Here is a 9,221-nt window from a genome sequence, read left to right on the forward strand (position 1 = left end):
CCCGGAGGTGGCGCTGCGCTGACCTCCGGCTACTTGCTGAAATCCCTCCGGGATTTTCGGATGTAAAACCACCTGGAAAGGATCCTCCGCTGACAGACATCTGTTAAACTGAGTGTCCCACCAAATTCGCCGGCGGAACGCGTTTTGAGCGTGTGGCCGGCCCCTTCTCGCACCGACCACGTCGGCAGGCCACGTAAAACGCGACGAATGCGAAACGAAAACATGAATCGATGCACGCTCAACCGATTCTCTTTTGATGGTTTCAAGGCTTGTGTCTTCGGCGTGTCGCTTTGCTTCGGATCGCTTTCGGTGTGTCACTCCATCGCTGCGGAGCCGACGGGTTCGCCATCGGACGAAATCGCTAAAGTGCTGGCCGAATCGGACTACTCCGGTCTGGAGACGTTTTTGACCGAGTATTGCTTGGATTGTCACAGCGAAGACGAACCGGAGGCGGACCTGGATCTTTCCGTGGTCGGCGAACGGAGCATCGAAGCGAGCGCGGAACTTTGGGAACGCGTGCTACGAGAACTCACTTCCCGCCGCATGCCTCCGCCCGACGCATACCGGCCCTCCGAACAGATCTATCAAGACACGAGCGAACGGTTGGTCGAAGCCTTGGCACAGGTGGCTGCCAAGCATCCCCGGCCCGGCAGAACCGACACCTTTCGCCGGCTGAACCGGTTCGAATATCAAAACGCAATCCGGGATCTCTTGGCGCTGGACATCGACGCCGAAGCCCTGTTGCCGGCGGATGAATCGAGTCACGGTTTCGACAATGTGACCGTCGGGGATCTGCCGCCGACCTTGGTCTCACGCTACATCAATGCGGCTCGAAAGATCAGCCAACTGGCGATCGCAAGACCATCGGATCAGTTGGAAGGCCACACGTATCGAATGCCCGCCGACGTGACGCAAGAAGAACACGTGGTCGGTCTGCCCCTGGGAACGCGTGGCGGCATGTTGCTGCACCATACCTTTCCGCGATCGGGTGTGTACGAAGTGCAAGTCAACCTTGCCCGAGACCGCAACGAACACGTCGAGGGGCTCAACGGAAAATACCAGATGGAGTTTCTGTTGGACCGCGAGCGTGTGGCCGAGTTTGAATTGGTTCCGCCCCAGGCTCGAAATCGATACTTCTTTGACGACAGCCGATTGAAAGCCCGCGTGACGGTCGAAGCGGGGCCACATGGTTTGGGCGTGACGTTTATCAAGAACAAGTCGTCGTTGATCGAGACGAAGCGGCAACCGTTGAACGTGCATTTCAATTCGCACCGGCATCCGCGTTTGACGCCCGCGGTCTATCAAGTTTCGATCACCGGGCCCTATCCCGCCGACGATGCATCAGCCGCCGCTGAATCGCCGCCCGATACCCCCAGCCGCCGACGGGTCTTCAGCAGCTACCCTGCCTCGCCGGAGCAGAACGAAGCCTGTGCCAGGCAGATCATTTCGCGACTGGCCCGACTGGCGTACCGTCGAACCGTCGATGCCGCGGAGTTGGAACCACTGATGGAATTCTATCGGGACGGTGCAGCAGAAGCCGGGTTTGAGGCGGGGATCGAACGCGCACTCGCCTCGATTTTGGTCAGCCCACGGTTTCTGTTTCGCATCGAACGCGACCCCGACGGACTGGAGGTGGGCGATGCCTATGCAATCAGCGACGACGAGTTGGCGTCACGGCTGTCGTTCTTCTTGTGGAGCAGTCTTCCCGACGACGAACTGTTGACAGCAGCCGAACGCGGGAATTTGCGAGACCCGAATGTGCTGCGTGGCCAGGTCCGACGGATGTTGGACGATCCCCGCGCCGAAGCGCTGGTGACCAATTTCGCCAACCAGTGGTTGCATCTGCGAAACCTGGAATCCAAAACACCCGATGCGCGGTTGTACCCGGATTTTGATGACAACCTGCGGCAAGCGATGAGGCGGGAAACGGAATTGTTTTTCCAAAGCATCATCGGGGAGGACCGCAGCGTCTTGGACTTGCTCCGTTCCGACTACACGTATTTGAACGAGCGGTTGGCCAAACATTATGGCATCCCGCATGTCTACGGCAGCCGCTTTCGTCGCGTCAATCTCTCCGGAGGTGAACATCGGGGCGGGTTGTTGCGGCACGGTAGCATCTTGACGGTGACCTCCTACGCCACACGCACTTCGCCGGTGATTCGAGGCAATTGGGTGTTGGTCAATCTGCTCGCCACCCCGACGCCGCCTCCGCCGCCGAACGTTCCGTCGCTGGAAGAAGAGGTGATCGGTGCGGAGCTTCCGATCCGCGAGCGACTTGCCAAACACCGCACCAATCCGGCTTGTGCCAGTTGTCACGTGATCATTGATCCGATCGGTTTCTCGTTGGAAAACTATGACGCGGTCGGACGCTGGCGGGACACCGAATTCGGGGTGACCGTCGATTCAGAAGGCTCCCTTCCCAGCGGTGGCAGTTTCCAAGGCGTGACGGGACTGGAAACGGCGATCATGCAGCGGCCCGAGTTGTTCGCCACCGCGATGACCGAAAAACTGCTGACCTACGCCTTGGGGCGAGGGATCGGCGAATCCGATGGCCCGGCGATACGAGAGATCGTTCGTCGCGCCGGACAAGACCAGTACCGTTTTTCCACGTTGATCTGGGAAATCATCAACAGCCCGGCATTTCAAATGAGGACCTACCGGTGAACTTTATTCGAAAGAAATCCATCTCGCGTCGCACGGTGTTACGCGGCGTCGGCGGTGCCATTGCCCTGCCGTTGCTCGATGCGATGGTACCGGCCGCCACGGCGCTCGATGCGACCCCGGCGGCACCGGTTCGACGTCTCGGTTACGTCTTCATGCCGATGGGCTGCGACCTGTCACGCTGGAAACCGCCTGGCGAAACAACCCTCGGCGAGTTGCCGCCGATCCTCAGTTCACTCGAGCCGGTCCGAGACCAGGTCACGGTGGTCAGTAATTTAGAATTGGCCAACGCTTACCCGGGTTCGCACGCGACATCCAACTCGGCGTTCTTGAGTGCGGCCAAGGCGAAGCATACCGAAGGGACGGACTACTATTTGGGAACGACCGCCGATCAGTTGGCTGCCAAACAGATCGGCCAATCCACGCAATTGCCATCGATGGAATTGTCGATGGACCTGATGCAAACCGTGGGGCAATGCGACAACGGCTATGCCTGCGTGTACCAGAACAATTTGTCTTGGTCCTCACCGACCACCCCGTTGCCTTCCGAAGCGCACCCGCGGATCGTGTTCGAAAACATGTTCGGTGCAGGCGGAACGGCCGAACAGCGGCGTGCGGAACTGAATGAAAAGGCGAGCCTGTTGGATTGGATGTCCGAAGACATTGCCCGTCTGAATCGCGAAGTCGGCGCGTCGGATCGAGTCCGGATCGGCCAGTACCTGGATTCGGTGCGCGAAGTCGAGCGACGGATCCAGAAAGCCGAAGCGGACGCCAAAGACAACGAGCTGCCGGATTTGGATCGGCCGATGGGCGTTCCTGCGTCATATGCCGACCATGCCCGATTGATGTTCGACCTGCAAGTCTTGGCGATGCAGGCGGATATCACGCGGGTGATCACGTTCCAACTGGCACGTGAAACCAGCAACCGTAGTTATCCCGAATTGGGAGTGCCGGAATCGCATCACCCGCTGTCGCACCACGGCAACGACGAAGAAAAGATCGCGAAGATGGCAAAGATCAATCAGTTCCACGTGTCGCTGTTCGCAGGGTTTTTGGAAAAGCTGCAAGCGACGACGGACGGAAACGGCACGCTGTTGGATCATTCGCTGTTGCTGTACGGCAGCGGCATGGGAAACCCGAACGTTCACGACCACACCGATTTGCCGATCATCGTCGCCGGTGGTGCTGCAGGCGGGATGCAGGGCGGACGGCACATCCAATACGATCGACCGACGCCACTGGCCAACCTGCACCTGACGTTGCTCGACAAGGTCGGCGTCAAACTGGACAAGTTTGCCGACAGCGAAGGACCGGTCGACGAACTGTTTGAACCGCTTTCGGTGTGATCGCAATGAAAACAGACATGAATCGATTTGTCGAGAAACACGCGGGCGAAAGTACGACGTTGCGGGCGCACGCGCGAGTTTTCACAATCGCGATCTGCGGCCTTTGCCTGGGCGTCCTGCTCAGCGGTGTGGTCACACTGGCCGCGGAACCGCAACTGGCCGACGCCCTTGAGAAACAGGATCGACAGCGGATCGCTGAGATACTGAACCGTATTTCGACCGACGCCGGTGACGATGTGGTCGACATCGATGCGACGCAAGTCGACGGGACGACGGCGTTGCACTGGGCGGTGTACTTGGACGACGTGGAAACCTGCATCGCCATCGTCAAAGCGGGCGCGTCGGTGGATTGCAAAAACCGCTACGGCGTGACGCCGTTGTCGCTGGCCTGCAGCAACGGCAACGGGCAGCTCGTCAAGCTGTTGCTGGAGCAGGGTGCCGATGCCAACGCTACCCTCAACGGTGGCGAAACGGCGTTGATGACGGCGGCCAGAACCGGTCGTGTCGAACCCGTCCGCGCATTGCTGAAACACGGGGCCGACGTGAATGCCACCGAACGCAATGACCAGACGGCGTTGATGTGGGCCGCGCACGAGGGACACGCCGAGGTCGTCGATCTGTTGCTCGACGCCGGAGCGGATTTCGAAACGCCGCTGAAGTCGGGTTACACGCCGATGATGTTTGCCGTACGCCAAGGACACTGGCCGGTGGTAAAACGGTTCTTGGATGCCGGCGTGGACGTCAATTTGGCGATGAAGCCGGCCAATAGCTCGGGGAAAAACGTCGCCAACCGGACGTCACCGTTGATCCTGGGGATTGAAAACGGGCATTTCGAACTCGCCGTCGAACTCCTCAAGGCCGGAGCCGATCCCAACGACCAACGGACCGGGTTTTCGCCGCTGTTCACCATGTCCTGGGTCCGCAAGCCACCGCTGGGAGACAACGCCGACGGCGACCCACCGCCGATCGGTTCGGGATCCATGACGAGTCTTCAGTTTGTGCGAGCTCTCGTCGAGCACGGCGCCGATGTCAATGCCCCCAAGGAACGCAACGGCGGTCGCGGCAAGTTCGGCAAGAAGGGGGCGACCGCGTTCTTTGCCGCCGCCGGGACGGCCGACGTCGCACTGATGCAGACGCTACTTGAACTGGGCGCCGATCCCACGCTGGCTGCCGACAACGGTTGGACGCCATTGATGATGGCCGCCGGCATCGGCAGTGGTTCCGAAGGCGATTCGGCGGGCTCGGAACCGGAATGCCTGGCAGCGGTTTCCTACCTGATCGACTTGGGGGCCGATGTCAACGCGGTGGACAACAACGGCGAAACCGCCATGCATGGAGCGGCTTACAAAATGATGCCGTCGGTCGTCAACTGTCTAGCGGCCAACGGCGCCGACATCAACATCTGGAGCAAGGTGACCAAGCAGGGCCGAATGCCGCTGTGGATCGCCATGGGGTATCGCGGAGGCGGAAATTTTAAACCGTCCTACGAAACCGCCGACGCCATTCGCGCGTTGATGATCGCCGAAGGTATCACGCCACCACCGCCGCCGAAGCAGAAGCTTGAAAAGGGCTATCGCCCCGGCGCTGGATGATCGCGAGTGGTTGCGGTGCGGTCGGGGGCGAGAGAATGGTGCAGGAAAATGGTGGCAGAATGATTCGGGGCAGAATGATGGGGGCAAGACGATGGGGTTGGTGAGTCGTTAGCAAGGACTTGGCCGCGTGGCTGCCGATGGAGTTGCTCGCTTGGTTTTAGTCTGTCCCATCAATCAACAGGCTGCCTCGCATCAGTCCACCAACTCTGAATCTCCCACTCTGATTCTCCCACCCATTATTCTGCCCCGTATCATTCTGCCTTCCCCATCGTTTTGCCCCCATCGTTTTGCCCCACCAACCCGCCCCGACCCTTTCACATCACTCTCCCGCCCGCCAACTTATGAACGCCCGAAAACGAACGCTTCCCATTACATTTGTGGTAGTACTTTGTTTACCGCTCGTCTGCTGTTTGTCGCTCCAAGCCCAGTCATCCGGACGCCCGCACATCGTGTTGGTGATGGCCGATGACCACGGCTATGGTGACACCGGATTCACCGGTCATCCGTTCGTCCAGACGCCGCACTTGGACGCGATGTCCGAAGCGGGAGTTGTCTTCAATCGATTCTACGCCAGCGCACCGGTTTGTTCGCCGACTCGGGCCAGCGTGATGACCGGGCGTCATCCATTTCGTACCAACGTTCCCAATCACGGCCACTACATGCGGCCCGACGAAACAACGATCGCCGAGGCGCTCGGCGATGCCGGTTACGTCACGGGGCATTTCGGCAAGTGGCACATCGGGTCGGTGCAACCGGACAGCCCGACCAGTCCCGGCGGGGCCGGGTTCGACGAATGGCTTTCCGGATTGAATTTCTTTGACAATGATCCTTACCTGAGCCGCAATGGGAATTACGAGCATCTTCAAGGTCCCGGTAGCGTGATCAGCATGGATGCAACGATCGAGTTTCTGACCAAACATCACGGCGGCGATCGGCCGATGTTTTCGGTCACCTGGTTTCCCTCGCCCCACGACCCGCAACAGGAATTGCCGCAAGGGATCCCCGACGCCGCGACGCTCTACAACGATCAGCCGACCAAGAAACCCGGCTACTTTCGCGAGATCACGCTCTTGGATCAGCAGCTCGGACGACTGCGGAAAACATTGCGTGATCTGGGCATCGCCGACAACACGCTGCTGTTTTATTGCAGCGACAACGGCGGCTTGATCGTCGAATCGTCCGGGGGGCGAAACAAGAAGGGCAGCATCTACGAAGGCGGATTGCGGGTTCCTGCGATCTTGGAGTGGCCGGCGAGGTACCGTCCCCAGACGATCGAGACACCGGCGTTTGCCGCCGATCTGTACCCGACGCTGGTGGCGATCGCCGGTGCCAACGTCGCACATCAACCCAAGCTGGATGGCATCGACCTTGCCGACGTACTGTCCGGCAAACAAACGGTTCGTCCCCCGATGGGGTTTTGGCACGGGCACACACAAGGCCAAGGCACCTATAGTGACCGAATCATCCGCGCGCTCTTGGAAGCCAAACAAGCCGGTCTGCCTAATCCATTTCCCGAGCGGATTTTGAAGAACGTGGAAGAGTTTCCGACGTTCGGCAAAGACGGCATGCGGGGCCACGCGGCGTGGAATGCCTGGCCATGGAAGCTGCACCGCATTCAGAACGGCGATCGAGTGAAATTCGAGTTGTACAACCTGGTGGACGACCCGATGGAGCAAACGGATTTGAGCCAATCGGAGCAGCTACGTGTCGCGGAGATGAAAGCGGATCTCGAAGCCTGGCAGCGATCGGTATTGGACAGCTGGTCTGGGAAAGATTACGTGAAATGAGGCGTCGCCTCGTAGGGCATGCTGTGCATGCCAATCGTCACGCACAGCGTGACCTACCAAACGTCGTCACGCACAGCGTGACCTACCAGACGTCGTCACGCACAGCGTGACCTACCAGACGTTGTCACGCACAGCGTGACCGACGGACCATGGAACCATCGACAGACCGACCACAACGGACCTCCACATGAAAATGAACCTCCTGCTTCCCCGCCTCACGGCGTCTTTCTTGGCCCTCCTGTTCGGCTCGTTGGTCGGCGCGGACGATCGCCCCAGTTTCATTCTGTTGATGGGTGACGATCACGGGTGGAGTGAAACGGGGTACAACGGGCATCCCTATTTGCAAACACCCGTGCTGGACCAGATGGCAGAAAGCGGGCTGCGACTGGATCACTTCTATTCGGGGCACCCCTCGTGTTCTCCGACGCGGGGCAGCGTGCTGACGGGGCGGCATCCCAACCGCTATGGCACCTTTGCCCCAGGCTGGTCGATCCGTCCCCAAGAAATCACGATCGCGCATTTGTTGTCCGATGCCGGATATCGATGCGGACATTTCGGCAAGTGGCACCTGGGGCCGGTCAAAAAGGAATCTCCGACCAACCCGCGTGCCATGGGATTTGGCGAATACGTCTCGCACGACAATTTTTATGAGATGAATCCCCAATTCTCTCGCAATGGCGGTCCGCCGGAGACGTTCAAGGGCGAGGGATCGGAAGTCACCATCGATGAGACGATCAAGTTTATCGAACGTGCCCGCCACGACGGAAAACCGTTCCTGGCGGTGGTCTGGTTCGGTTCGCCCCATGAGCCGTACAGCGGGCTGGACAAAGACCTCGCCCTCTACGATGACCTGCCCGATTCGTTGTCCAAGCGGTCGGTTCGATTGACGTCGATGGAAACCGGCCGGCCGACGACGCGTCCGTTACGGGACGTGTTGCGCGAGCGTTATGCCGAAATCACCGCGATGGATCGTTCGATCGGAATCTTGCGGGAGCATCTCAGCGACGCCGGACTACGCGACAACACCTTGCTCTGGTACTGCGGCGACAACGGAAGCCCTCGAAGTAGCGGTCGCGCAACGACTCCGTTTCGCGGCGAGAAAGGCCTAATGTACGAAGGCGGCATTCGAGTTCCGGGGCTGATCGAGTGGCCTGCGCGGATCAGCCAAGGGCGGGTCAGCGACGTCAATTCGGTCACCAGCGACATGCTTCCGACGCTTTGTGAGCTGGCGGGGGTCCAAGTGCCGGAGCGGCCCATCGATGGAATCAGCGTCGTGCCGGTGATCGATGGGACGATGAAACAACGGCCCCAACCGATTTGTTTTTGGAGCTATCCGTCCAAACGCGTGACCGGGGCGAATCCCAAGCCCGAACCATACATCGATCTGGAGTTGCAGGAAGGGACAACGCCGCTGGTGAAGGAAATGGCTGGCAAACTGACTCGCAGTTTCAATAATTTTCATCAACCGGAAATTGAGGAGGCTGATTACGCGGGGCCGCGGGTGATCTTGGACAACCGCTACAAACTGGTCGTCGATGGCCAATCAGGCAGCGACACAAACGTCGAGTTGTTCGATTTACACGCCGATCGAGCGGAACAGAAAAATCTCGCCGGCAGCGAACCGAAGGTCACCGAACGCTTGCTCGGCGAACTACGCCAATGGCAGACGTCGGTGCTGAGCAGTTTGCAAGAAGCGGATTATTGATGGTTGTGATCACGCGCCACCGGCTCACGCCACGTGTTGGGATCCCAGCGGGACGCGTTACGGGTAGTCGATTGATTCGGGATCTGCTGAGTCAATGGTGAGCCGCTGGCCGTCAGGCCTCGGGCGGGCG

General features: G+C 59.5%; 5 protein-coding genes. All 5 read left to right on the forward strand.

Annotated features, from left to right (window positions below; translation table 11 throughout):
* The first annotated feature begins 222 nt into the window (after nucleotides 1-222).
* The 5 genes from NZK35_RS14355 (at nucleotide 223) to NZK35_RS14375 (ending at nucleotide 9,091) form a co-directional block, all read left to right on the forward strand.
* The gene (locus NZK35_RS14355) at nucleotides 223-2,664 is read left to right on the forward strand and encodes a DUF1592 domain-containing protein (RefSeq protein ID WP_259633225.1); all 2,442 of its coding nucleotides are present in this window, start codon (nucleotides 223-225) and stop codon (nucleotides 2,662-2,664) included.
* A complete protein-coding gene (locus NZK35_RS14360; protein ID WP_259633226.1) occupies nucleotides 2,661-4,007 on the forward strand; it encodes a DUF1552 domain-containing protein in 1,347 nt (448 codons plus the stop codon). The genes NZK35_RS14355 and NZK35_RS14360 overlap by 4 nt, the downstream gene beginning before the upstream one ends.
* 17 nt (nucleotides 4,008-4,024) lie before the next feature.
* Nucleotides 4,025-5,599 (forward strand): ankyrin repeat domain-containing protein, encoded by a 1,575-nt coding sequence (locus tag NZK35_RS14365; RefSeq protein WP_259633227.1) that lies wholly within the window; start codon nucleotides 4,025-4,027, stop codon nucleotides 5,597-5,599.
* Between the two features lie 377 nt (nucleotides 5,600-5,976).
* The gene (locus NZK35_RS14370; RefSeq protein ID WP_259633228.1) at nucleotides 5,977-7,386 is read left to right on the forward strand and encodes a sulfatase family protein; all 1,410 of its coding nucleotides are present in this window, start codon (nucleotides 5,977-5,979) and stop codon (nucleotides 7,384-7,386) included.
* A 187-nt stretch (nucleotides 7,387-7,573) separates the two neighbouring features.
* The gene (locus NZK35_RS14375) at nucleotides 7,574-9,091 is read left to right on the forward strand and encodes a sulfatase family protein (RefSeq protein ID WP_259633229.1); all 1,518 of its coding nucleotides are present in this window, start codon (nucleotides 7,574-7,576) and stop codon (nucleotides 9,089-9,091) included.
* The last annotated feature ends 130 nt before the right edge of the window (nucleotides 9,092-9,221 follow it).

It is taken from the genome of Stieleria sedimenti, assembly GCF_025060895.1.
In the GTDB taxonomy this organism is placed as follows: Bacteria; Planctomycetota; Planctomycetia; order Pirellulales; family Pirellulaceae; genus Stieleria; species Stieleria sedimenti.